The following is a 21,463-nucleotide window of genomic DNA, read 5'->3' on the forward strand; positions in this document are numbered from 1 at the left end:
TGCTAGGTAGAAGACCATGGCACGACTAAAAGAGATTTACCGGAAGGAAATCGCACCGAAACTTAAGGAAGAACTTAAGCTTTCGAACGTGATGGAAGTTCCGCGCGTTACCAAAATCACCCTGAACATGGGTCTGGGCGAAGCGATCGGCGACAAAAAAGTCATCGAGCACGCTGTTGCCGACCTGGAAAAGATCACCGGTCAGAAAGTCGTTGTGACTTACGCTCGGAAATCCATCGCTGGCTTTAAAGTCCGTGAAGGTTGGCCGATCGGCGTCAAAGTGACCCTGCGCCGTGAGCGTATGTACGAGTTCCTGGATCGTCTGCTGTCGATCTCCCTGCCTCGGGTTCGCGACTTCCGCGGCCTGAATGCCAAGTCCTTCGATGGTCGTGGCAACTACAGCATGGGCGTAAAAGAGCAGATCATTTTCCCGGAAATCGATTACGACAAGATCGATGCTCTCCGCGGTCTGGACATTACCCTGACCACCACTGCTCGGACGGATGACGAAGGTCGCGCACTGCTGCGCGCTTTCAAATTCCCGTTCCGCAACTGATTGGAGTAGGAAAATGGCCAAGAAGAGCATGAAGAACCGTGAGCTGAAGCGTCAGCTCACCGTTGCCAAGTACGCCACCAAGCGTGCAGCGCTGAAAGCGATCATCGTGGATCTGAACGCAAGTCCAGAAGCACGTTGGGAAGCTACCGTAGCACTGCAGAAGCAGCCACGTGACGCCAGCGCTTCGCGCATGCGTAACCGCTGCCGCCTGACTGGTCGTCCGCACGGCGTGTACCGCAAGTTCGGCCTCGGTCGTAACATGCTGCGTCAAGCTGCAATGCGTGGTGACGTTCCAGGTCTGGTTAAAGCCAGCTGGTAAGCACTGTCAAAGTCACGGCGTCCGGGATCGCAAGATCCTGACCGTCGGTGACCTTGAACTTGAATCAAGCCCCTTTTGGGGCTTGATTCATTTGTGGGGTGTGTCTAGAATACCCGGCTCGCCTGAGCCCGTGTTTTTATTGCACGGATGCGCTCGGCGACACGTACTAGCCGAAAGGCTAATTTTTTGTGTATTAGGAGCGTCTAGCCCATGAGTATGCAGGACCCGTTAGCGGACATGCTAACTCGTATCCGTAATGCCCAGATGGCTGAAAAGTCCGTCGTAAGCATGCCATCTTCTACGTTGAAGGTAGCTGTTGCCAAAGTCCTGAAGGACGAAGGTTACATTGCGGGTTATCAGATCAGCAGCGAAATCAAGCCACTGCTGTCCATCGAGCTGAAGTACTTCGAAGGCCGTCCGGTCATCGAGGAAGTGAAGCGCGTTAGCCGTCCTGGCCTGCGTCAGTACAAGTCCGTCGATGATCTGCCAAAAGTTCGTGGCGGTCTCGGTGTGTCTATCGTCTCCACCAACAAAGGTGTGATGACGGATCGTGCTGCGCGCGCTGCCGGTGTCGGCGGCGAAGTTCTTTGCACTGTGTTCTAAGGGGGGATAAGCATGTCACGCGTCGCTAAGAACCCCGTTAAGCTGCCAGCCGGTGTCGAAGTCAAATTCGCAGGCCAACAGCTTTCGGTGAAGGGTGCCAAGGGCACTCTGCAACTGAACATCCATTCGTCCGTTGAGATCGTTGAAGAAGCTGGTGAGCTGCGTTTCGCTGCTCGCAATGGCGATCAACAGACTCGCGCAATGGCTGGTACCACTCGTGCGTTGGTAAACAACATGGTCCAAGGCGTAAGCCAAGGCTTCGAGCGCAAGCTCCAGCTGGTCGGTGTTGGTTACAAAGCGCAAGCAAAAGGCACAGTGCTGAACCTGGCTCTTGGCTTCTCGCATCCAGTGGATTATGAACTGCCGGAAGGCATCACCGCTGAGACTCCTAGCCAGACCGATATCCTGATCAAGGGCATCGACAAGCAGCTGGTAGGTCAAGTGGCCGCCGAGATCCGCGACTTCCGTCCACCAGAGCCGTACAAAGGCAAAGGTGTGCGCTACGCGGACGAAGTCGTCCGTCGTAAAGAAGCCAAGAAGAAGTAGGGCATAGCAAATGACCGACAAAAAAGTTACTCGACTGCGTCGCGCTCGCAAAGCACGCCTGAAAATGCACGAACTCGAAGTCGTGCGTCTCTGCGTGTTCCGCTCGTCGCAGCACATCTACGCCCAGGTCATTTCGGCCGACGGCAACAAAGTCCTGGCAAGTGCCTCGACTTTGGATAAAGAACTGCGTGATGGCGCCACTGGCAACATCGACGCGGCCACTAAGGTTGGCCAGCTGGTCGCTACGCGTGCTAAAGCCGCTGGCGTCTCGCAGGTGGCTTTCGACCGCTCTGGCTTCAAGTACCACGGCCGCGTCAAGGCGCTGGCTGATGCTGCTCGTGAAGCTGGGCTGGAGTTCTAAGTTATGTCAAATAACGACCAAAAGCGCGACGAAGGCTACATCGAGAAGCTGGTTCAAGTTAACCGCGTAGCCAAAACCGTCAAAGGCGGCCGTATCTTCACTTTCACCGCGTTGACCGTGGTGGGTGATGGTAAGGGCCGTGTTGGCTTCGGCCGTGGCAAGTCGCGTGAAGTGCCTGCTGCGATCCAGAAGGCAATGGAAGCTGCTCGCCGCAACATGATCCAGGTTGATCTGAACGGCACCACTCTGCAGTACGCAATGAAGTCCGCCCATGGCGCTTCGAAGGTGTACATGCAGCCTGCTTCTGAAGGTACCGGTATCATCGCTGGCGGCGCTATGCGTGCTGTCCTCGAAGTTGCTGGCGTTCAGAACGTTCTGGCCAAGTGCTACGGCTCGACTAACCCGGTAAACGTGGTTCACGCCACTTTCAAGGGTTTGAAAGCAATGCAGTCTCCTGAATCCATTGCCGCCAAGCGTGGCAAAAGCGTCAAGGAGATCTTCTGATCATGGCTACCGTAAAAGTTACGCTGATCAAAAGCATGACCGGCCGCATCCCTAACCACAAACTGTGCGTTAAGGGTCTGGGTCTGCGTCGCATCGGTCACACTGTAGAAGTCCTGGATACTCCCGAGAATCGCGGGATGATCAACAAGGCTTACTACATGCTGCGTGTCGAGGGTTAATCGATGAAACTCAATGATCTGAGTCCAGCGCCGGGTTCCCGTCGCGAAAAGCATCGTCCGGGCCGTGGTATCGGTAGTGGTTTGGGCAAGACCGGTGGCCGTGGCCACAAAGGTCAGACCTCCCGCTCCGGTGGCACCATTGCTCCAGGCTTTGAAGGCGGTCAACAGCCGCTGCATCGTCGCCTGCCGAAGTTCGGTTTCGTTTCCCTGAAAGCCATGGACCGCGCAGAAGTGCGTCTGTCCGAGCTGGCTAAAGTGGACGGCGACATCGTCACCGTGCAGTCCCTGAAGGATGCCAACGTGATCAACCAGAACGTACAGCGTGTGAAAATCATGCTGTCGGGCGAAGTTGCTCGTGCTGTCACCATCGGAAAGGGAATCGGCGCCACCAAAGGTGCGCGTGCGGCTATCGAAGCAGCTGGCGGCAAGTTCGAGGAATAAATGGCTAAGCAAGGTGCTCTCTCTGCGCTCGGCAAAGGCGGTATGTCTGAACTCTGGGCTCGTCTGCGTTTTCTGTTCCTGGCGATTATCGTCTACCGAATAGGCGCACACATCCCGGTTCCAGGTATTAACCCGGACCGACTCGCGGACCTGTTTCGACAGAATGAGGGGACCATTCTTAGCTTGTTCAACATGTTTTCCGGCGGCGCGCTGGAACGGATGAGCATCTTTGCACTGGGGATCATGCCGTACATCTCGGCATCGATCATCATGCAATTGATGACCGCCGTCAGCCCGCAGCTGGAGCAGTTGAAGAAGGAAGGTGAAGCTGGCCGTCGCAAGATCAGCCAGTACACCCGCTACCTCACCGTCGTCCTTGCTCTTGTCCAGGCTGTTGGCATGTCCATCGGGCTGGCAGGGCAGGGCGTGGCGTTCACTGGTGACTTTGGCTTCCATTTCGTTGCGGTAACCACTTTTGTGGCGGGCGCAATGTTCATGATGTGGCTGGGTGAGCAGATTACTGAGCGTGGTGTTGGCAACGGTATCTCGATGTTGATCTTCGCAGGTATCGTCGCCGGTCTTCCGAGAGCGATCGGGCAGTCTTTCGAGTCTGCGCGTCAGGGTGATATCAACATTTTCGCCCTGGTTGCCATCGGTTTGCTGGCAGTAGCGATTATCGGTTTCGTGGTGTTCATTGAGCGTGGTCAGCGTCGTATCGCCGTTCACTACGCCAAGCGTCAGCAGGGCCGTAAGGTGTTTGCTGCGCAGACCAGCCACTTGCCGTTGAAGGTGAACATGGCCGGCGTTATTCCGGCCATTTTCGCGAGCAGCATCTTGCTGTTCCCGGCTTCGTTGGGTGCCTGGTTCGGCCAGTCTGAAGGTATGGGCTGGTTGCAGGACATCTCGCAGTCGATCGCTCCTGGTCAGCCGTTGAATATTCTGCTGTTTAGTGCAGGGATTATTTTCTTCTGCTTCTTCTATACGGCGTTGATGTTCAATCCGAAAGACGTAGCGGAAAACCTGAAGAAGTCCGGTGCCTTTATTCCGGGTATCCGTCCGGGTGAGCAGTCTGCGCGCTACATTGATGGCGTTCTGACTCGCTTGACCTTGTTCGGTGCTCTTTACATGACGGCCGTCTGCTTGCTTCCCCAGTTCCTGGTGGTTGCGGCAAACGTACCGTTCTACCTTGGCGGGACCTCGTTGCTGATCGTGGTCGTGGTTGTGATGGACTTCATGTCCCAAGTACAATCGCACCTCGTTTCGCACCAGTACGAATCCCTGATGAAGAAAGCCAACCTGAAGGGCTACGGCAGCGGCATGTTGCGCTGAGTAGCGTCCATAAGGTTCGAGGAGTTGGTGATGAAAGTTCGTGCATCGGTGAAAAAGCTGTGCCGTAACTGCAAGATTATTCGCCGCGAAGGTGTTGTTCGGGTAATTTGCAGCGCGGAACCGCGTCACAAACAGCGCCAAGGCTGAGTGTGATTGTGCTTTAAGCCCGGCAGCTAGTGCGCTGCCGGGTTGATTATTTGTTATTACAGCGATATTATCTCGCGCCCTATTTCTTGGCTTCCGGGGCGTAGGTAGCTGTCAATTGGAGTCCCACTGAATGGCCCGTATTGCAGGCGTTAACATTCCAGATAACAAGCATACTGTTATCTCGCTGACCTACATCTATGGTGTTGGTCGCACTACTGCACAGAAAATCTGTGCAGAGACTGGGGTCAACCCAGCGGCAAAGATCAAGGATCTGAGCGACGAGCAAATTGAACAGCTGCGTGGCGAAGTGGCGAAGTTCACCACTGAAGGTGACCTGCGTCGCGAAATCAACATGAAAATCAAGCGCTTGATGGACCTCGGTTGCTATCGCGGTCTGCGTCATCGTCGTGGTCTTCCAGTGCGCGGTCAGCGTACCAAGACCAACGCGCGTACCCGTAAAGGTCCGCGTAAGCCGATCCGCAAGTAATCGCCCCAGCGAATCGACAGGAATTTAATCATGGCAAAACCTGCTGCTCGTCCTCGTAAAAAAGTTAAAAAGACAGTGGTTGATGGCATCGCCCACATCCATGCTTCTTTTAACAACACCATCGTGACCATTACCGACCGTCAAGGTAACGCTCTTTCCTGGGCTACCTCCGGTGGTTCGGGTTTCCGCGGTTCCCGCAAGTCCACCCCGTTCGCTGCTCAAGTAGCTGCCGAGCGTGCTGGTCAAGCTGCGCTGGAATACGGCCTGAAAAACCTCGACGTCAACGTCAAAGGTCCAGGTCCAGGTCGTGAATCCGCAGTCCGCGCTTTGAACGGCTGTGGCTACAAGATCGCCAGCATCACCGACGTGACGCCTATCCCGCACAACGGGTGCCGTCCGCCGAAGAAGCGCCGCGTGTAATCCAGGAGATTGTAAAGAATGGCTCGTTACATTGGTCCAAAATGCAAACTCGCTCGTCGCGAAGGCACCGATCTCTTTCTGAAGAGCGGCGTGCGCGCGATCGAATCGAAGTGCAACATTGAAGCAGCACCTGGTATCCACGGCCAACGCCGCGGTCGCCAGTCCGATTACGGCACCCAACTGCGTGAAAAGCAGAAGGTCCGTCGTATCTACGGCGTTCTCGAGCGTCAGTTCAGCGGCTACTACAAAGAAGCTGCTGGCAAGAAAGGTGCAACCGGCGAAAACCTGTTGCAACTGCTCGAATGCCGTCTGGACAACGTTGTATACCGTATGGGTTTCGGTTCTACTCGTGCCGAATCTCGTCAGCTGGTATCGCACAAGTCGATCAGCGTTAACGGTCAGACCGTGAACGTTCCGTCCTACCAGGTTCGTGCTGGTGACGTGGTCGCTGTTCGCGAGAAGGCAAAAAACCAACTTCGCATTGTCCAAGCTCTCGATCTGTGTGCCCAACGTGGCCGCGTAGAATGGGTAGAAGTAGACACTGAGAAGAAGTCGGGCGTTTTCAAGAACGTTCCTGCTCGCAGTGATCTGTCCGCCGACATCAACGAAAGCCTGATTGTCGAGCTCTACTCCAAGTAAGGGCTAGAAAATAGGTGCATCCATGCAGATTTCGGTAAATGAGTTCCTGACACCCCGCCATATTGATGTGCAGGTTGTCAGTCCAACCCGCGCCAAGATCACACTCGAGCCTCTCGAGCGTGGTTTCGGCCACACCCTGGGCAACGCGCTGCGACGCATCCTGTTGTCCTCAATGCCTGGCTGTGCAGTAGTCGAGGCCGAGATTGACGGTGTGCTCCACGAGTACAGCGCCATCGAAGGTGTACAGGAAGACGTAATTGAAATCCTGTTGAACCTTAAAGGTCTGGCTATCAAGCTGCACGGTCGTGACGAAGTTACGCTGACCTTGTCGAAGAAGGGTTCGGGGGTGGTTACCGCTGCCGATATTCAGCTGGATCATGATGTCGAGATCGTTAACCCCGATCACGTAATCGCTAACCTGGCGTCTAACGGCGCCCTGAACATGAAGCTCACCGTAGCTCGTGGTCGTGGTTATGAACCGGCAGACTCGCGTCAGAGCGATGAAGACGAAAGCCGCAGCATCGGTCGCTTGCAGCTCGACTCTTCGTTCAGCCCGGTTCGCCGTATCGCATACGTGGTGGAAAACGCCCGTGTCGAACAGCGTACCAACCTGGACAAGCTGGTTATTGATCTGGAAACCAACGGTACCCTGGATCCTGAAGAGGCTATCCGCCGCGCTGCAACCATCCTGCAACAGCAGTTGGCTGCGTTCGTCGACCTCAAGGGTGATAGTGAGCCAGTGGTTGTCGAGCAGGAAGACGAGATCGATCCGATCCTGCTTCGCCCGGTTGACGATCTGGAACTGACTGTACGTTCGGCTAACTGCCTTAAGGCGGAAAACATCTACTACATCGGCGACCTGATTCAGCGTACCGAAGTAGAGCTGTTGAAGACTCCGAACCTTGGCAAGAAATCCTTGACTGAAATCAAGGACGTTCTGGCCTCCCGCGGTCTGTCCCTCGGCATGCGCCTCGACAACTGGCCGCCTGCAAGTCTTAAGAAGGACGACAAGGCGACTGCCTGATCGTCGTAATCACCGAACGTTGTGTTTGGTAAGGAATGAACCATGCGTCATCGTAAAAGTGGACGTCACCTGAGCCGCACCAGCTCGCACCGCAAGGCCATGTTCCAAAACATGGCGGTGTCGCTGTTCGAGCACGAGCTGATCAAAACTACACTGCCGAAAGCCAAAGAACTGCGTCGCGTTGCTGAGCCGCTGATCACTCTGGCCAAGACAGACAGCCTGGCTAACCGCCGCCTGGCTTTCGACCGTACCCGTTCGAAAGCTATCGTTGGTAAGCTCTTCAACGATCTGGGCAAGCGTTACGCTACCCGTGAGGGTGGCTACCTGCGCATCCTCAAGTGCGGTTTCCGCGCTGGCGACAACGCGCCTATGGCGTACGTCGAGTTGGTTGATCGTGCTACTGCTGGCGAAGCTGTAAGCGCCGAGTAAGACGACAGTCTGTAACGAAGAACCGGGCCTAGTGCCCGGTTTTTTGTGCGTGATGGAAAAGTGTCCTGGCCGTTTCGTCTGGCTTGGCTATTGGCAATCTTCCTTATTAGATAATGACTATCGAAATCCATGATTTAATGAATTTGGATACTGTCATTAACATGATCAATACTCCTCCCAGCCGATTAGCCGGCAGTCCGAAGACCGACCTAGGAAGATTTGAGCATGAGCCAGACCAAAACGCTTACGACCGCCAGTGGCGCTCCTGTCGCCGATAACCAAAACTCTCGCTCAGCCGGCCCACGCGGTCCGCTGCTGCTCGATGACTTCCACCTGATCGAGAAGCTTGCACACTTCAACCGTGAGAACATTCCCGAGCGCCGCGTGCACGCCAAGGGGTCGGGCGCCTACGGCACCTTTACCGTCACCCAGGACATCACCCAATACACCAGCGCCAAGCTGTTCGAGTCGATCGGCAAGCAGACGCCCACCTTCCTGCGGTTTTCCACCGTGGGTGGCGAGCGTGGTTCGGCCGACACTGAGCGCGATCCACGCGGTTTCGCCTTGAAGTTCTACACCGAGGAAGGCAACTGGGACATCGTCGGCAACAACACGCCGGTCTTCTTCATCCGTGACCCGTTAAAATTCCCTGACTTCATCCACACCCAGAAACGCCTGCCGCAAAGCAACCTGAAAAGCGCCCAGGCGATGTGGGATTTCTGGTCGCATTCGCCTGAGGCCTTGCACCAGGTCACCGTCCTGTTTTCCGACCGTGGCATTCCAGATGGCTACCGCCACATGCACGGCTTCGGCAGCCACACCTACAGCCTGATCAACGCGCAGGGTGAGCGGCATTGGGTGAAGTGGCACTACAAGACCCTGCAAGGCATCAAGAATCTCGCGCCGGCAGAAGCGGCACGCCTGGCGGGCACCGACCCGGATTACGCCCAACGTGACTTGTTCGAGGCCATCGAACGCGGTGACTTCCCAAAGTGGCGCGTTTGCATCCAGATCATGAGCGAGGCCCAGGCGGCGGCTCATTACGAGAACCCGTTCGACGTGACCAAGACCTGGTCGCAGAAAGAGTTCCCGTTGATCGAAGTAGGCGAGCTCGAACTCAATCGCAACCCGCTGAACTACTTTGCTGAAGTCGAGCAAGCGGCGTTTGGCCCGAGCAACATGGTGCCAGGGGTCGGCCTCTCGCCGGACCGCATGCTGCAGGGCCGTGTCTTCGCCTACGCCGATGCACACCGCTACCGTGTGGGCACCAACCATCAGCAATTGCCGGTGAATGCGCCACGCAATCCGGTTAATACCTACCAGCGCGACGGTGCGATGGCGTTTGGCAGCAACGGCGGGGCGGCACCGAACTACGAGCCTAACAGCTATGTAGAGGCGCCGAAGCAGGCCCCGCGTTATGCGGAGCCGGCACTGGCCCTCAGTGGTGCGGCGGACCGTTACGATCATCGCGAAGACACCGACTACTACAGCCACGCCGGTGCGTTGTTCCGCTTGATGAGCGACGAGCAGAAAGCCCTGTTGATCAGCAACATCGCGGGTGCGATGAGTAGCGTTTCGGCAGATGTGGTGGATCGCCAGCTGCAGCATTTCTTCAAGGCAGACGCTGCTTATGGAGAAGGGATCGCAAAAGCCATGGGCGTACAGCTTAACTAAGTCTAAACGAGAAGCAGAACCGCCCTCATTTGGGCGGTTTTTGCGTTATTTAGCCTGGTTTTCTCGGATTTTCTTCACTTTTATTGCGTTGGGGCCGTGACCTTGCGGTCAGCTTGGTTCAAACTACAACCTTTAAAAGCTTGTGGAGATGTAGGGCGATGCAAGGTCACCCAGACGTAATCGATTACCTCAACACGTTGCTGACCGGCGAGCTGGCAGCCCGTGATCAATATTTCATCCATTCGCGGATGTACGAGGACTGGGGTTTTACCGAGCTCTACGAACGTATCAACCACGAGATGGAAGAAGAGACCCAGCACGCCGATGCGCTGATGCGTCGGATCCTGATGCTCGAAGGGACGCCGCGCATGCGTGCCGATGACCTGGACGTCGGCGCCACGGTGCCCGACATGCTCGCCGCCGACCTGCGCCTGGAGTACAAAGTCCGCGCCGCGCTGTGCAAAGGCATCGAGCTCTGCGAGCAGCACAACGACTACGTGACCCGTGAGATTTTGCGGATTCAGCTCAACGACACCGAAGAAGACCACACCTACTGGCTGGAGAAGCAGTTGGGGCTGATCAAGCTGATCGGGTTGGAGAACTACCTGCAATCGCAGTTCTGATTTGTGGAAGCAAGCTTGCCCCCACAATAAAACAAAAAGCCCCTGTCATCGATGAGATGACAGGGGCTTTTTAGTGCTCGGGCGAAATCAGTCCCGATCACGTTCCAGCAATGGCTTGAGGTAGTAGCCGGTGTAGGACTGCTTCATTTCGGCCACCTGCTCCGGCGTACCCACGGCAATGATCTGACCACCCTTGGAGCCGCCTTCCGGCCCCAGGTCCACCAGCCAGTCAGCGGTCTTGATCACATCCAGATTGTGCTCGATCACCACCACGGTGTTGCCGTGGTCGCGGAGGCGATGCAGCACGTCGAGCAACTGTTGGATATCGGCGAAGTGCAGACCTGTGGTCGGCTCGTCGAGAATATACAAAGTCTTGCCGGTATCGCGCTTGGACAGCTCGCGTGACAGCTTGACCCGCTGCGCTTCACCGCCAGACAAGGTCGTCGCTGACTGCCCGAGCTTGATGTAGGAAAGCCCTACGTCCATCAACGTCTGGAGCTTGCGTGCCAGCGCCGGTACCGCGTCGAAGAACACCCGGGCTTCCTCGATGGTCATTTCCAGGGTTTCGTGGATGTTCTTGCCCTTGTATTTGATCTCCAGGGTTTCGCGGTTGTAGCGCTTGCTCTTGCACACGTCGCACGGGACATAGATGTCGGGCAGGAAATGCATTTCCACCTTGATCAAGCCGTCGCCCTGACAAGCTTCGCAGCGTCCGCCCTTGACGTTGAACGAGAACCGACCAGGCCCATAGCCCCGTGAGCGGGATTCCGGTACGCCGGCGAACAGTTCGCGGATTGGCGTGAACAACCCGGTGTAGGTCGCTGGGTTGGAACGCGGCGTCCGCCCGATCGGGCTCTGGTCGATGTCGACCACTTTGTCCAGGTGCTCCAGGCCCTTGATACTGTCGTGAGCAGCAGCTTCAAGCGTGGTGGCGCCGTTCAAGGCCGTGGCGCTGAGAGGAAACAGCGTGTTGTTGATCAGCGTCGACTTGCCGGAGCCGGAGACGCCGGTAACGCAGGTCAGCAGGCCGATCGGGATTTCCAGGTCGACGTTGCGCAGGTTGTTGCCGCGAGCTCCTTTAAGGGTCAGCGACAGCTTCTTATTGCGCGGGGTGCGCTTGGCCGGCACCTTGATCTTCACCCGGCCCGAGAGGTATTTGCCTGTCAGGGAATCGGGGTGCGCCATCACTTCGGCTGCGGTGCCTTGAGCGACAATATGCCCACCGTGTACGCCGGCGCCTGGGCCAATGTCCACCACGTAATCGGCCAGGCGAATCGCGTCTTCATCGTGCTCGACCACGATCACCGTATTGCCGATGTCCCGCAGGTGTTTCAGCGTTCCGAGCAACCGGTCATTGTCGCGTTGGTGCAGACCAATGGACGGTTCGTCGAGGATATACATCACCCCGACCAGGCCCGCGCCGATCTGGCTGGCCAGGCGGATACGCTGGGCTTCGCCGCCGGATAGGGTGTCTGCGCTGCGATCGAGGGTCAGGTAGTCCAGGCCGACGTTCACCAGGAACTGCAAGCGCTCACGGATTTCCTTGAGGATCTTGTCGGCGATTTCGCCACGGCGGCCAGTGAGCTTGAGGCCGCCGAAGTAATCGGTGGCATCGCCGATTGGCAGGCTGGTCACCGCCGGTAGGGTTTTTTCACCGACCCACACATGTCGCGCTTCCCGGCGCAAACGAGTACCGCGGCAATCCGGGCAGGGCTGGGTGCTGAGGAACTTCGCCAGTTCTTCGCGCACGCTGGCCGACTCGGTCTCGCGGTAGCGCCGCTCCAGGTTCGGCACGATGCCTTCGAACGGGTGGGAGCGCTTGACGATATCGCCGCGGTCATTCAGGTATTTGAAATCGACGTTCTGCGAGCCGCTGCCGTGCAGGATGAATTTTTGCTGGTCGGCGGGCAGCTCGTTGAACGGCTTGTCCAGGCTGAACTTGTAGTGGGCCGCCAGCGAACCGAGCATCTGGAAGTAATAGACGTTGCGCCTGTCCCACCCGCGAATCGCCCCCTCGGCCAGGGTCAGCTCGCCATTGACCAGTCGCTTGGTGTCGAAGAACTGCTTGACCCCCAGGCCGTCACAGGTCGGGCAGGCGCCGGCCGGATTGTTGAAGGAGAACAGCTTGGGCTCCAGTTCGCTGATGGCGTGGCCGCAGATCGGGCAGGCGAAGCGCGCGGAGAAGATGATCTCTTCGCCTGGCTCGTCATCCATCGGGGCTACCAGAGCTATGCCGTCGGCCAGTTTCAGCGCGGTTTCGAAGGACTCCGCCAGGCGCTGTTGCAGGTCGGCCCGGACCTTGAAGCGGTCGACCACTACATCGATCGAATGCTTCTTCTGTTTATCCAGCTTCGGCAGCTCGTCCAGCTCGCATAACTTGCCGTTGACCCGCGCACGCACGAAACCCTGGGCGCGCAGCTCTTCGAAAACCATCAGGTGTTCGCCCTTGCGCTCGCGAATCACCGGTGCGAGCAGCATCAGCTTGCTGCCTTCCGGCTGGGCCAGCACCAGGTCGACCATCTGGCTGACGGTCTGGGCTTCCAGCGGGGCGTCGTGGTCAGGGCAGCGCGGAATACCGACTCGCGCATACAGCAAGCGCAGGTAATCGTAGATCTCGGTAATGGTGCCGACCGTCGACCGCGGGTTATGCGAGGTCGACTTCTGTTCGATGGAGATCGCCGGCGACAAGCCTTCGATGGTGTCGACGTCGGGTTTTTCCATCATCGACAGGAACTGCCGGGCATAGGCCGACAGCGATTCGACATAGCGTCGCTGGCCTTCGGCGTACAAGGTGTCGAAGGCCAGGGAGGATTTGCCGGATCCGGACAGGCCGGTGATGACGATCAGCTTGTCCCGTGGCAGGGTCAGGTCGATGTTCTTCAGGTTGTGGGTACGGGCCCCACGAATCAGGATCTTGTCCAAAAGTGGCCTCGCTCGGCGGGCGTCGAAAACGTAGGAGTATACGGGCAAATACTGGATGGATGCACACTATTGGAAGCCCTGCATGAAGACTGCGCGGCAAACGGTCGCCCTATACCCCCTCAATCGATGGGACTGGTAGAATCCCCGCCGGTTCACACGAGGTTTTTCCATGCAAGATCCCCACAGCGAGCGCATGAGTAGCGGCGAGACCCGCGCGGCAAGCGGCCTGGCCCTGGTGTTCGCCTTCCGCATGCTGGGCATGTTCATGGTGTTGCCGGTGCTGGCGACCTATGGGATGGACCTGGCCGGCGCGACCCCGGCCCTCATCGGCTTGGCGATCGGTGCCTACGGCCTGACCCAGGCGATTTTCCAGATTCCATTCGGGATGATTTCCGACCGTATCGGCCGACGGCCTGTGATTTACCTGGGGCTCATCGTGTTCGCTCTCGGCAGTGTCCTGGCGGCGAATGCAGACTCGATCTGGGGCGTGATTGCCGGACGGATCCTACAAGGAGCGGGTGCTATTTCCGCAGCGGTCATGGCCTTGCTGTCCGACTTGACTCGCGAACAGCATCGGACGAAAGCCATGGCCATGATCGGCATGACGATTGGCCTGTCCTTTGCGGTCGCCATGGTTGTAGGCCCACTGTTGACCCGGGCTTTCGGCCTGTCGGGCCTGTTCCTGGCTACCGGCGCCATGGCCTTGGTCGGCATCCTTATCGTTGCGTTCATCGTGCCGCGCTCCACCGGGCCGTTGCAGCACCGTGAATCCGGCGTGGCTCGCCAGGCGCTACTGCCAACGCTCAAGCATCCGGACCTGCTGCGCCTGGACCTGGGCATCTTCGTGCTCCATGCGATGCTGATGTCGAGTTTCGTGGCGCTGCCGCTGGCATTGGTCGAGAAGGCCGGCCTGCCCAAGGAACAGCACTGGTGGGTCTACCTGACCGCGCTGCTGATTTCATTCTTCGCCATGATCCCTTTCATCATCTATGGCGAGAAGCGACGCAAAATGAAACGAGTTTTGCTCGGCGCCGTCGTGACGCTCATGCTCACTGAGCTATTCTTCTGGCAGTTCGGCGACAGCCTTCGAGCGCTGGTGATCGGCACGGTGGTGTTCTTCACCGCGTTCAATCTGTTGGAAGCGTCGCTGCCGTCGTTGATCAGCAAGGTTTCGCCAGCGGGCGGCAAGGGAACGGCCATGGGGGTTTATTCCACCAGCCAGTTCCTCGGTTCGGCGCTGGGCGGCATCCTCGGCGGCTGGCTGTTCCAGCACGGCGGTTTGTCGGTTGTGTTCCTGGGTTGTGCCGCGCTGGCTGCACTTTGGCTGCTCTTTGCTGTTACCATGCGCGAACCTCCGTATGTGACGAGCCTGCGCTTGCCGTTGTCGCCCGAAGCCATCCGCGAAGCAGGCCTGGCCGAGCGCCTCAGGGCCGTCGTTGGAGTAACCGATGCAGTGGTGGTCGCCGACGAGGCGGCCGTTTATATCAAACTGGACACCGAATTATTGGATCGTGCGACGCTCGAGCGCCTGGTGAACAACCCGGCCCCGGCAGCGTGCGAAGCCTAGGAGAACGTTATGGCCCGTGGGGTTAACAAAGTCATATTGGTCGGTACTTGCGGCCAGGATCCAGAAGTTCGCTACCTGCCCAATGGCAACGCCGTGACCAACCTGAGCCTGGCGACCAGCGAACAATGGACCGACAAGCAGACCGGCCAGAAGGTCGAGAAGACCGAATGGCACCGCGTGTCGATGTTCGGCAAGGTGGCTGAGATTGCTGGCGAATACCTGCGCAAGGGTTCGCAGGTGTATATCGAAGGCAAGTTGCAGACACGCGAGTGGGAAAAAGACGGTATCAAGCGCTACACCACCGAAATCGTGGTCGACATGCAAGGCACCATGCAATTGCTGGGTGGCCGTCCTCAGGGCGACCAACAGCAAGGTGGCAACAACTACCAGCAGTCGGCTCCGGCTCCGCGTCAGCAGGCGCCTCGTCCGCAGTCGGCGCCACAGCCACAACGCGAGCGCCCGGCCGCTCCCCAACAGGCCGCGCCGCAACCGGCCCCGGATTTCGACAGCTTTGATGACGATATTCCGTTCTAGCGCACACCTTAGACTTTTTTGTAAAGTTTCTTCTGGAAGCCCCCGCATTGCGGGGGCTTTCTCGTTTGTGCGTTGCAAGAAATAAGTCGACGTGTTTTAACCAGGCCCACCATTGCTCTGCGGCCATTTCCGTTGCCTGGGTCATATCTCACTTCCCACCCTTTCATCTCCTTTGTGCCGCCATGCATGGATTGTTAAGACGTTATGCAAAAACAGCGGACATCACATTCGCTTTACCGGATATTCGGTAAATCATATATTCGATTTTCCATATGCGTCGAGCTCAACCATGAGGCACGGCTGTGTCGGCTGTGCCATCCTCCTCGCCACATTGTCTGCCCTGGCACTGCGGCTCAGTTTCTGAATCAAGGAGTCTTCTAATGAAAGTCCTGTTCATGTGCACCCACAACAGCTGCCGCAGCATTCTTTCCGAGGCACTTTTCAACCACTTGGCTCCAGCAGGCGTTGAGGCGGTCAGCTCGGGAAGCTTTCCCAGTGGTCGAGTGAATCAGCGGGCATTGCAAACCCTGGAGGCGGCGGGGATTTCCACGGAGGGCTTGAGCAGCAAGGCTTCGGATGCTTTTGAAGGCTCGCCTCCAGACGTCGTGATCACTGTCTGTGATCGGGCTGCGGGCGAAGCATGTCCCATTTTTTTCGGGCCAGCCTTAAAGGCACATTGGGGCTTGGCTGATCCGTCCGAAGCAACCGGGCCGGAAGCGGTCATTACCGCAGCGTTCGAAAGCACACTGGCCAAAATCCACGAACGTGTGAGTGCGTTTCTTGCGCTGCCGCTCAAGACCATGAGCCCAGACCAACTGAAAGCTGAACTGAACCGCATCGGTTCGCTTTAAAGATCAACCGAGGCGGCACTCAACCAGGCCCCGCCGCAGGAGTTCATATGCAAGACACATTGCCGAACGTACACGCCGACCTGATCGACATTCCTTCGTTGGAACACTTATCGCCGCGTACGCCGTCGCTTCATAAACCTCGAATTCTTCTGTTATACGGATCAACGCGAGAGCGCTCATTAAGTCGTCTGGTCACGCAAGAGGCGGCACGCCTGCTGAATGAGTTTGGCGCCGAAACGAAGATCTTTGACCCCTCGGGTCTGCCGCTGCCGGATGACGCCCCCGATACACATCCCAAGGTCGCGGAGTTGCGTGAGCTGATGCAATGGTCTGAGGGGCAGGTGTGGTGTTCCCCTGAGCGTCACGGCTCCATGAGTGCTGTGTTCAAAGCCCAAATCGACTGGGTTCCTCTGACGATAGGTGCTGTTCGACCTACGCAAGGAAAGACGCTTGCAGTGATGCAGGTCTGCGGCGGCTCGCAGTCTTTCAACGCGGTCAATCAGCTGCGGGTACTGGGTCGGTGGATGCGGATGTTCACCATCCCAAACCAATCTTCCGTAGCCAAGGCATTCACAGAGTTCGATGAGGCCGGTCGCATGAAGCCGTCCTCGTACTACGACCGCCTAGTGGACGTAATGGAAGAGCTGATGAAGTTCACGCTGCTCTTGCGGGATCGTCAGGACTACTTGGTTGATCGTTATTCCGAGCGTAAAGAGTCCGCCGAAGAGCTGTCCAAACGTGTCAACCAGCGTTCCATTTAATGCCTGTGCGAGGAAATTATCGAGATTCGTGTGGGGTGCATGCCAGGCTTGTGGTTCCAAGAAGCAAAGCGATCCAAGTCATAAATCCAGGTCCAGTAGCTCCAGCATCCGCTCGTCAACCGACTGCGCCAACCACGTCGCATGGAATGCCATTTCCTTTACCGTTATGTCCACCCAGAACCGAAGCGTAACCGGCTTGCCATCGGCCCCTGCGTAGCACACCTCAAAGTGACTCACGTTGGCGAAAGTGGTCAAGGTATAGGGCTTGATGTAATGGATGGCGCTGTAGGGTACGCATTCGTTGGTGGTTTGTCGGGCGGGGCGGCGCTGGGTAAAAGTGAAACGTTGCTGGCGCTCGTCAAAGCAAAAACCAAGCACTTTGGGCCCGGAGGCGAGCCAGTTGAGCACGCAGACGGCCACGAATGCGCTAATGAACATGAGCCCAATAATCAGCGGGTCCAGGATGATTTTCTGGTGAATGGGCGACAGGCCTTCGACCTTGGCCAGCGTCATGGTAAACACTGCCAACCAGTAGATGGGCAGGGCCAGCAACATCCCTGCGGCGTAAATCATGGTTCCCAGGAATCCCGGCTTGGAGACGTCGTTTGAGCAATCCCAAGTCGGCGGGTGTTTTGACTCCCATCCGGCGATGTCGCTCGGGGCTGGGGAGGGGACCAGGCGCGGCGGGCGCTTACGTTTCATACGGCGAGCTCTGGGAGAAAATCCTGGTCATTCTCGTCGTAACCGCTCACACCCGCCTAGTCATTTTCGCTGGCTGTTTATGCCTGCGCCTACGCCTGGCTGTCGCTCAGAAATTGCTCGGTACTCACCACATTTGCATAAGCAAACCCCAGCGCCGACATGAAGGCCGCATGTGCTTGGGCGGCAGGGACGATCACGCCATTGAATTCAAGATCGCGAGTCGCGCAAGCGTCGTGAATCACCGTGACGCCGTAGCCCAGGTCCGCCGCTGCACGAGCGACGCCATCGATGCACATATGGCTCATGCTGCCGACAACCACCAACTGCTCGATGCCGTGCTGGTCGAGGATGGCCTGCAGTTCGGTTTCGCGAAACGAATTGACGAAGTGCTTGAGGACCACCGGTTCGTCCGGACGGTTGAGCACCTTGGGGTGCAACTGCGCGCCTTCGGAGCCGGGCGTGAAAAATGGCGCTTCGTCGGAAGTGAATTCGTGGCGAATGTGCACCACTTGCTTTGCGGCCTGACGAAACGCTTCGATCAACCGTGCAGCGTTATCGGCGGCGGCTTCGGCGCCGACCAATGGCCATTTCCCTTGGGGGAAGTAGTCGTTCTGGATATCGACTACGATGAGCGCTTGCTTGGACATGGGGCTTCCTTGATCAGGTTGGGTAGGGCGCCAGTATTGGCGTTTACCGCCGGGTCGAGGATTGGCCGCAACGACAATAAGCGAGGGAAAACTGACAATGGCGCAGCAAACGGCAATCGCCGAGCTTGGGGTACTGATCTATCCCGGCGCGCAAATGGCCGCGGTGCATGGCTTGACCGACCTGTTTGCCGTAGCACAGCGGATCGCGGCTGAGCACGCCAGCGCGCAGTTACCGCGGTTACGAGTGAGTCATTGGCAGACCGACAACAATGAGGCGCCACGGCGGATATTCGACAGCGAGACCGGCCCGGCGGGCCCGTTGGTGGCACTGCTCATCCCGCCATCCATCGCCGGCTTCAACGAAGACTTGGTCTCGCCGACACTAATGGATTGGCTGCGCACGCTCCATGCCGGCGGCACGGTGCTGGGCGGGGTGTGCGTCGGGTCTATCCTGCTGGCCGAAAGCGGCTTGCTGGATGGGCGCAGCGCCACGACCCACTGGACCTCGGCGAAGACGTTTGCGGCGCGTTATCCGAAGATCAAGCTCGACGCCGATAAACCCATTGTCGACGACGGCGACCTGATCACCACGGCCGGGCTGATGGCTTGGTCAGAGCTTGGACTGCGCCTGGTCGATCGTCTGCTCGGGCCCAGTATCGCCACGCGCACGGCGCAGTTCCTGGTGATTGAGCACAGCGACAGCGCGAGCCAGTGCGGCAGCAATTTCGCGCCGATCCTCGGGCACGGTGACGGGGCGATCCTCAAGGTCCAGCATTGGCTGCAACGCAGCGGCGCGGTGGACGTTTCCCTTGGCGCGATGGCTGAGCAGGCCGGGCTGGAAGAGCGAACTTTCCTGCGCAGGTTCCGCGCGGCCACCGGGCTCAAGCCCACCGAATACTGCCAGCACCTGCGGGTGGGCAAGGCCCGGGAAATGCTTGAGTTTACCAACGGCACCATCGATCACATTGCCTGGACCGTCGGTTATCAGGATCCCGGCGCCTTTCGATCGATCTTCAAGAAAATCACCGGGCTGGCGCCGAGTGATTACCGTACGAGATTTGGCGTAAGCCCAAAGGGCTGAGCTCCTCCTGATGTTGTGCCCCGCGTCGTGCAATTTGCCGGATGCCCGCTGCCGGTCGTGCAGAATGAAACAGGCCCTGTGCCACAGGATCGAACGTTTGTCCCCGTTTCCTTGACCGTTCGTCCCCCAACACGCCGTTGGCCTGATCTCTGCAATCCTTATAGCTACGGCTATTGAGCGCAGTTAAGAAGGACAACGCATGACGTCCATCCATCGCACCAAATTGGTAGTGGCCCATTCGGTCAATCCCCACGCACCGCAGCATGAAGTCGAGACCAATCAGGCGCTGGCCCGCTGGCTGGCGAACATCCTGGGCTTGGAGTACGGCGGCAGTCATGACAGCCGCGAGCATGCAGGACGGGACCTGTATCTGTTGCCCACGCAAACCCTGATCGGTGCCGAGGCGGCATTGCGCCTTGGCATCAAGGGGCCAGAGGACTTGTGGGGCGGCTACGTCGACCATGATTTTATCTGCACCAAGGCGATCGCCCATGGTCTCTTGAATAAGGATGCGGTCGCGCCGAAGGGGTGGTCGCCGCTGTTCGCCAATCTGACCCGTGGCGTGGTGCTCGACGGTATCAGCGTGTTCTCGCTCAAGGATGCGCGCCCAGCCGCTGAACATTTGCTTTACGCAGGGCCGATTCGCTTCAAGCCGATTCATGCCAGCGCGGGACGTGGTCAACGGGTGATCAACAGCCTCGCCGAGTTTGATGAAATTGTCGCCGCGCCTGACGCCCAGTCAGTGTTTCGCGACGGTGTGGTGCTTGAGCAGAACCTCAGCGGCGTCAGGACCCAGAGCGTCGGCCAGAGCTTCATCAATGGCCAGGTCATGAGTTATTGCGGCGTGCAACACCTCACCCACGACAATGAAGGACTGGAGGTCTACGGCGGCTCGGACCTGTTGGTGGTGCAGGGTGGCTACATCGAGTTGCTCGGCCTGGAGCTGCCGGACGATGTGCGTGAAGCGGTGCGGCTGGCGCAAGTATTTGACGACGCGGCCAACCAGGCATTTCCGTCCTTCTTTGCCTCGCGGCGCAATTACGACATTGCCCAGGGCATCGACACCGGCGGACAGCCACGCGGCGGTGTGCTGGAACAATCCTGGCGCATGGGCGGCGCCAGCAGCGCGGAGCTGGCGGCACTTCAAGTGTTTGTCGAACACCCTTCGGCCCGCGCGGTTCGCGTCTCTTCGGTGGAAACCTACACCGACCAGCCGCTGCCTGCCGGTGCCACGGAGATCTATCGCGGCGCGGCGGAAAATAGTGATTTCCTACTCAAATACGTAACGGTTCAACCCTATGACGGCTAGAAGCGAAACGATTCAGATTGCAATAGATGACGAACACATGAACGGGACCTTCCTGAGCCCAAAATCGAAGGTTCCCGGTGTCTTGTTCGTACACGGATGGGGCGGCAGCCAGGAGCGTGACCTGGAACGGGCCAAAGGCATTGCCGGCCTGGGCTGCGTGTGCCTGACCTTCGATTTGCGCGGGCACACGGGCGGGGCGGGAATCCCGCTGTCGCGGGTCACGCGCGAGGACAATCTGCGGGACCTGTTGGCAGCCTACGACCGGCTGCTCGCCCACCCCGCGTTGGACACCTCGGCGATTGCCGTGGTCGGCACCAGCTACGGCGGCTACCTGGCCTCGATCCTGACCGCATTGCGACCGGTGCGCTGGTTGGCCTTGCGGGTGCCGGCGCTGTACCGCGACGAGCAATGGCACACGCCCAAGCGCGACCTGGACAAGGCCGACCTGCTCGATTACCGCAGTACGCTGGTACACGCCGACACCAACCGCGCTTTGCAGGCCTGCTCGCAGTTCACCGGCGATGTGTTGCTGGTGGAATCCGAGACCGACGACCATGTGCCCCACGCGACCATCATGAGCTACCGAGCCGCCTGCCAGCAGACTCATTCACTGACTCACAGGATTATCGACGGCGCCGACCATTCCCTGAGTGACCCCATATCACAGCAGGCTTACACCTCGATCCTGGTGGGCTGGATCACGGAAATGGTGGTAGGCGAGCGCTTGAGCATCATTCAGGAGCGGTGATTTGCAGTATCAATAAGGCCCCGCACGCCTGCTCGTGCAGGGCCCAACCCAGCCAACCTC

The 21,463-nt window shown here is 58.1% G+C and carries 27 protein-coding genes; 24 read left to right on the top strand and 3 right to left on the bottom strand.

Annotated features, from left to right (window positions below):
• The first annotated feature begins 16 nt into the window (after positions 1-16).
• From rplE to bfr, 17 genes are all read left to right on the top strand, one after another.
• On the top strand, positions 17-556 hold the full coding sequence (gene rplE / locus J3P82_RS03150; protein ID WP_003186044.1) for a 50S ribosomal protein L5: 540 nt from the start codon (positions 17-19) through the stop codon (positions 554-556).
• A gap of 13 nt (positions 557-569) precedes the next feature.
• Entirely contained in the window at positions 570-875 is a 306-nt protein-coding gene (rpsN, locus tag J3P82_RS03155) for a 30S ribosomal protein S14 (RefSeq protein WP_003186042.1), read from the top strand.
• A gap of 210 nt (positions 876-1,085) precedes the next feature.
• On the top strand, positions 1,086-1,478 hold the full coding sequence (gene rpsH / locus J3P82_RS03160) for a 30S ribosomal protein S8 (protein ID WP_003186040.1): 393 nt from the start codon (positions 1,086-1,088) through the stop codon (positions 1,476-1,478).
• A gap of 12 nt (positions 1,479-1,490) precedes the next feature.
• Positions 1,491-2,024: a 50S ribosomal protein L6 gene (gene rplF / locus J3P82_RS03165; protein WP_003186039.1), complete on the top strand. Its 534-nt coding sequence runs from the start codon at positions 1,491-1,493 to the stop codon at positions 2,022-2,024.
• 10 nt (positions 2,025-2,034) lie between these two features.
• Complete coding sequence (gene rplR / locus J3P82_RS03170; protein ID WP_003186037.1) at positions 2,035-2,385, top strand: 50S ribosomal protein L18; 351 nt, start codon at positions 2,035-2,037, stop codon at positions 2,383-2,385.
• Positions 2,386-2,388: 3 nt separating this feature from the next.
• Positions 2,389-2,889 carry a 30S ribosomal protein S5 gene (gene rpsE / locus J3P82_RS03175; RefSeq protein WP_003186035.1) on the top strand — a complete coding sequence of 167 codons (501 nt, stop codon included), beginning with the start codon at positions 2,389-2,391 and terminating at the stop codon, positions 2,887-2,889.
• A gap of 2 nt (positions 2,890-2,891) precedes the next feature.
• The gene (gene rpmD, locus J3P82_RS03180; RefSeq protein WP_003186033.1) at positions 2,892-3,068 is read left to right on the top strand and encodes a 50S ribosomal protein L30; all 177 of its coding nucleotides are present in this window, start codon (positions 2,892-2,894) and stop codon (positions 3,066-3,068) included.
• A 3-nt stretch (positions 3,069-3,071) separates the two neighbouring features.
• Positions 3,072-3,509, top strand: coding sequence for a 50S ribosomal protein L15 (gene rplO, locus J3P82_RS03185; RefSeq protein WP_003186032.1), 438 nt, complete (start codon positions 3,072-3,074; stop codon positions 3,507-3,509).
• Positions 3,510-4,838 (top strand): preprotein translocase subunit SecY, encoded by a 1,329-nt coding sequence (gene secY / locus J3P82_RS03190; RefSeq protein WP_047229771.1) that lies wholly within the window; start codon positions 3,510-3,512, stop codon positions 4,836-4,838.
• 30 nt (positions 4,839-4,868) lie between these two features.
• Positions 4,869-4,985, top strand: a complete 117-nt coding sequence (gene rpmJ / locus J3P82_RS03195) for a 50S ribosomal protein L36 (protein WP_002555468.1) — start codon at positions 4,869-4,871, stop codon at positions 4,983-4,985.
• Between the two features lie 130 nt (positions 4,986-5,115).
• Positions 5,116-5,472: a 30S ribosomal protein S13 gene (gene rpsM, locus J3P82_RS03200; protein ID WP_009045849.1), complete on the top strand. Its 357-nt coding sequence runs from the start codon at positions 5,116-5,118 to the stop codon at positions 5,470-5,472.
• Between the two features lie 30 nt (positions 5,473-5,502).
• Positions 5,503-5,892, top strand: a complete 390-nt coding sequence (gene rpsK, locus J3P82_RS03205; RefSeq protein WP_002555466.1) for a 30S ribosomal protein S11 — start codon at positions 5,503-5,505, stop codon at positions 5,890-5,892.
• A gap of 18 nt (positions 5,893-5,910) precedes the next feature.
• Positions 5,911-6,531: a 30S ribosomal protein S4 gene (rpsD, locus tag J3P82_RS03210; RefSeq protein WP_003176404.1), complete on the top strand. Its 621-nt coding sequence runs from the start codon at positions 5,911-5,913 to the stop codon at positions 6,529-6,531.
• Between the two features lie 22 nt (positions 6,532-6,553).
• Complete coding sequence (locus J3P82_RS03215; RefSeq protein WP_003186012.1) at positions 6,554-7,555, top strand: DNA-directed RNA polymerase subunit alpha; 1,002 nt, start codon at positions 6,554-6,556, stop codon at positions 7,553-7,555.
• 42 nt (positions 7,556-7,597) lie between these two features.
• Positions 7,598-7,984 (top strand): 50S ribosomal protein L17, encoded by a 387-nt coding sequence (rplQ, locus tag J3P82_RS03220; protein ID WP_003176402.1) that lies wholly within the window; start codon positions 7,598-7,600, stop codon positions 7,982-7,984.
• 225 nt (positions 7,985-8,209) lie between these two features.
• A complete protein-coding gene (locus J3P82_RS03225) occupies positions 8,210-9,658 on the top strand; it encodes a catalase (RefSeq protein ID WP_434560642.1) in 1,449 nt (482 codons plus the stop codon).
• Positions 9,659-9,816: 158 nt separating this feature from the next.
• Complete coding sequence (gene bfr / locus J3P82_RS03230) at positions 9,817-10,281, top strand: bacterioferritin (RefSeq protein WP_434560644.1); 465 nt, start codon at positions 9,817-9,819, stop codon at positions 10,279-10,281.
• An 87-nt stretch (positions 10,282-10,368) separates the two neighbouring features.
• Here bfr and uvrA read toward each other — a convergent pair whose 3' ends face one another.
• Positions 10,369-13,203 carry an excinuclease ABC subunit UvrA gene (gene uvrA / locus J3P82_RS03235; RefSeq protein WP_186614515.1) on the bottom strand — a complete coding sequence of 945 codons (2,835 nt, stop codon included), beginning with the start codon at positions 13,201-13,203 and terminating at the stop codon, positions 10,369-10,371.
• Positions 13,204-13,372: 169 nt separating this feature from the next.
• Here uvrA and J3P82_RS03240 point away from each other — a divergent pair, with 169 nt between their 5' ends.
• The 4 genes from J3P82_RS03240 to arsH all read left to right on the top strand — a co-directional run bounded on the left by J3P82_RS03240 (position 13,373) and on the right by arsH (position 16,916).
• Positions 13,373-14,770: an MFS transporter gene (locus J3P82_RS03240; RefSeq protein ID WP_186641024.1), complete on the top strand. Its 1,398-nt coding sequence runs from the start codon at positions 13,373-13,375 to the stop codon at positions 14,768-14,770.
• Positions 14,771-14,779: 9 nt separating this feature from the next.
• Complete coding sequence (locus J3P82_RS03245) at positions 14,780-15,304, top strand: single-stranded DNA-binding protein (protein ID WP_186614519.1); 525 nt, start codon at positions 14,780-14,782, stop codon at positions 15,302-15,304.
• A gap of 380 nt (positions 15,305-15,684) precedes the next feature.
• Positions 15,685-16,155, top strand: a complete 471-nt coding sequence (locus J3P82_RS03250; protein ID WP_434560646.1) for an arsenate reductase ArsC — start codon at positions 15,685-15,687, stop codon at positions 16,153-16,155.
• A 47-nt stretch (positions 16,156-16,202) separates the two neighbouring features.
• The gene (gene arsH / locus J3P82_RS03255; RefSeq protein WP_434560648.1) at positions 16,203-16,916 is read left to right on the top strand and encodes an arsenical resistance protein ArsH; all 714 of its coding nucleotides are present in this window, start codon (positions 16,203-16,205) and stop codon (positions 16,914-16,916) included.
• 78 nt (positions 16,917-16,994) lie between these two features.
• Here arsH and J3P82_RS03260 read toward each other — a convergent pair whose 3' ends face one another.
• Entirely contained in the window at positions 16,995-17,618 is a 624-nt protein-coding gene (locus J3P82_RS03260) for a hypothetical protein (RefSeq protein WP_434560650.1), read from the bottom strand.
• A gap of 89 nt (positions 17,619-17,707) precedes the next feature.
• Positions 17,708-18,265 (bottom strand): cysteine hydrolase family protein, encoded by a 558-nt coding sequence (locus J3P82_RS03265; protein WP_434560652.1) that lies wholly within the window; start codon positions 18,263-18,265, stop codon positions 17,708-17,710.
• A 97-nt stretch (positions 18,266-18,362) separates the two neighbouring features.
• Between J3P82_RS03265 and J3P82_RS03270 the strand changes: the two genes are divergently transcribed.
• The 3 genes from J3P82_RS03270 to J3P82_RS03280 all read left to right on the top strand — a co-directional run bounded on the left by J3P82_RS03270 (position 18,363) and on the right by J3P82_RS03280 (position 21,403).
• Complete coding sequence (locus J3P82_RS03270) at positions 18,363-19,346, top strand: GlxA family transcriptional regulator (RefSeq protein WP_434560654.1); 984 nt, start codon at positions 18,363-18,365, stop codon at positions 19,344-19,346.
• Positions 19,347-19,545: 199 nt separating this feature from the next.
• A complete protein-coding gene (locus tag J3P82_RS03275; protein WP_434560656.1) occupies positions 19,546-20,655 on the top strand; it encodes a DUF3182 family protein in 1,110 nt (369 codons plus the stop codon).
• Positions 20,645-21,403, top strand: coding sequence for an alpha/beta hydrolase family protein (locus J3P82_RS03280; RefSeq protein ID WP_186614527.1), 759 nt, complete (start codon positions 20,645-20,647; stop codon positions 21,401-21,403). The genes J3P82_RS03275 and J3P82_RS03280 overlap by 11 nt, the downstream gene beginning before the upstream one ends.
• Positions 21,404-21,463 lie beyond the last annotated feature (60 nt).

Source organism: Pseudomonas sp. Z4-20 (assembly GCF_051131955.1).
Lineage (GTDB): Bacteria > Pseudomonadota > Gammaproteobacteria > Pseudomonadales > Pseudomonadaceae > Aquipseudomonas > Aquipseudomonas marvdashtae.